This window comes from Acinetobacter stercoris (assembly GCF_900323515.1).
GTDB classification, from domain to species: domain Bacteria; phylum Pseudomonadota; class Gammaproteobacteria; order Pseudomonadales; family Moraxellaceae; genus Acinetobacter; species Acinetobacter stercoris.
Genome location: NZ_OOGT01000303.1, coordinates 1 through 2,913 on the forward strand (window position 1 = coordinate 1; position 2,913 = coordinate 2,913).

At 41.7% G+C, this 2,913-nt stretch carries 2 protein-coding genes and 1 pseudogene; 1 reads left to right on the forward strand and 2 read right to left on the reverse strand.

Translation table 11 applies throughout. From position 1 onward, the window contains the following. The coding region (locus KPC_RS18750) for a transposase (RefSeq protein WP_146196669.1) at positions 1-220 on the reverse strand (220 nt) is incomplete at its 3' end. A 79-nt stretch (positions 221-299) separates the two neighbouring features. Next, a pseudogene (locus tag KPC_RS18755) lies at positions 300-980 on the reverse strand (amino acid permease); the annotation flags it as partial. Between the two features lie 357 nt (positions 981-1,337). Between KPC_RS18755 and KPC_RS18760 the strand changes: the two are divergent. Beyond that, positions 1,338-2,913: BapA/Bap/LapF family prefix-like domain-containing protein (locus KPC_RS18760; protein ID WP_121975844.1), on the forward strand; the 1,576-nt coding region annotated here is incomplete at its 3' end.

A 2,913-nucleotide genomic window follows, 5' to 3' on the forward strand; every position in this document is an offset into this window, starting at 1 on the left:
TCATTAGCTTATCTTTATTAGACCAGCGATTGTACTTTTTAAAAATTGAGTTTGGATTACCAAAAACCTCGGGTAAATCTCTCCAAGGGCATCCTGTTCTAATACGATATAGGATTGCCTCAAAAAAATTTCTCAAATTTGATTTGAGATAAATATTAAAATTGCGGAGAATAGCTTTTAACTTAGACCAGTGTTGATCATTCAACATTGTACGAGGCATAGCGAGTAGTGAATTTGGTTTGGCGATTGAATTTTACTATCTCGCTATTTTTTTATACAGCAAATGTCAACAGACCCTAAAATATCGCAATTCGATAAATTACTAAATTAGTCGCTTTACGAATTTTCTCTTGCGGGTGTTTAGCCTCTGCAGCTGCAATTGAAACCACCTCAGAACCAAAGAAAGAAAATATTGTAAGTAATACACCTGCTAAAATTGCACCAAAACCATTTGGCATAAAACCACCATGTTGATATAAGTTTGATATACCCTCCGTATTAGCCCATGGCCACCAGCCTAATACCGCCATACCAGCAACAAGAATAAATAAAATAATGGCAATAACCTTAATTAAGGCAAACCAAAACTCAAACTCTCCATAGTTTTTGACATTAAATAAATTCACTGAGGTTAAAAATATTACTATCAACAGCGCAAATAACCATGCCGGCATGGCAAAATATTGCGCTAATATATCTGCTCCTGCAATCGCTTCAATTGGGATAACCAGTACCCAAAACCACCAATATAACCAACCAATACTAAACCCTGCCCAAGGTCCTATTGCACTTGCAGCATAAGTCGAAAACGACCCCGTATCTGGCTGTATTACCGCCATCTCCCCTAGCATACGCATTACCAAAAATACCAATATGCTGGTTAAGACATACGATAAAATAATCGCTGGTCCCACCGCGGCAATACCTGATGCTGAACCTACAAATAATCCTGCACCAATAATGCCGCCAATAGAAATCATACTAATTTGCCGCTTAGTTAAACTATCAGCTAACTGACTTTTATATACCTGTAGAGATGCAGATTTATTTGCGGTACTTTTTTTATTATTGTCCATTTTGTATAACGATCCTATTTTCTTTCCCTATCCTATATTCTCTTATTTTATTTAAAAAAAGGCTTTGTTGCATAAATAAAAATAAAGATGAGTCAGTCTATCTTCCCGATATTTATGCAACAAAGCCCTTGTCTTTTGGTTATTTTACATATACAAATGTGTTTTAATATGTAATTTTAAATATGCATTTTATTTTTAGCATCGATTTAAAACTATATCGATGCTTTGGGTTAGTTAACTCCAATATGAGGAAGTTATTCAATGGCTGAAATTCAGATTGTGGCTAAAGAAAGTCATAAAACTTTAGCTAATATTTCTGGAACATCTACGAAACTAAAAGAACCTTCTGTTGTTCTTGTCAAAGTTTCTCCTAATGATGTTGTGGAAGTTAAAAGAGATGGTACAAATGTAATTATCCGTTTAAAGAACGGTGAAGTTATAACTATTGAAGATTTTTTTAGTGAAACAGCATCAACTGATAATAGTTTAGTATTTGGTGATGGTTCGGATCAGTTAATCTGGGTGCGTTTTACAAATGATCAGGGTGTATTATTAGACACCATTCATTATCAACCTTTGGAAAGTATTGAAACATTACTTTATGGTGATAATTATAATCCACTATTATGGGCAGCTATTCCTGTAACTGCAGGTGGTATTTTAGCTTGGGCTGATAATAATAGTTCAGACTCCGACAGCGACTCAGATTCGGACAGCGATTCAGACTCGGACAGCGACTCAGACTCGGACAGTGATTCAGACTCTGACAGCGATTCAGACTCCGACAGTGACTCAGACTCTGACAGCGACTCAGACTCNGACAGCGATTCAGACTCTGACAGCGANTCAGACTCCGACAGCGATTCAGACTCTGACAGCGATTCAGACTCCGACAGTGACTCAGACTCTGACAGCGACTCAGACTCGGACAGCGACTCAGACTCGGACAGTGATTCAGACTCTGACAGCGATTCAGACTCCGACAGCGACTCAGACTCGGACAGCGANTCAGACTCGGACAGCGATTCAGACTCGGACAGCGANTCAGACTCGGACAGNGATTCAGACTCTGACAGCGATTCAGACTCCGACAGCGACTCAGACTCCGACAGTGATTCAGACTCTGACAGCGATTCAGACTCTGACAGCGACTCAGACTCGGACAGTGATTCAGACTCTGACAGCGATTCAGACTCCGACAGTGACTCAGACTCCGACAGTGATTCAGACTCTGACAGNGATTCAGACTCTGACAGCGATTCAGACTCTGACAGCGACTCAGACTCTGACAGNGATTCAGACTCTGACAGCGATTCAGACTCTGACAGCGATTCAGACTCTGACAGCGATTCAGACTCTGACAGCGATTCAGACTCTGACAGCGATTCAGACTCTGACAGCGATTCAGACTCTGACAGCGATTCAGACTCGGACAGNGATTCAGACTCTGACAGCGATTCAGACTCCGACAGCGACTCAGACTCGGACAGTGATTCAGACTCTGACAGCGATTCAGACTCTGACAGCGACTCAGACTCGGACAGNGATTCAGACTCTGACAGCGATTCAGACTCCGACAGTGATTCAGACTCTGACAGCGATTCAGACTCCGACAGCGANTCAGACTCTGACAGCGATTCAGACTCTGACAGCGATTCAGACTCTGACAGCGATTCAGACTCGGACAGTGATTCAGACTCTGACAGCGATTCAGACTCTGACAGCGACTCAGACTCGGACAGTGATTCAGACTCTGACAGCGATTCAGACTCCGACAGCGACTCAGACTCGGACAGNGANTCAGACTCNGACAGCGATTCAGACTCTGACAGCGACT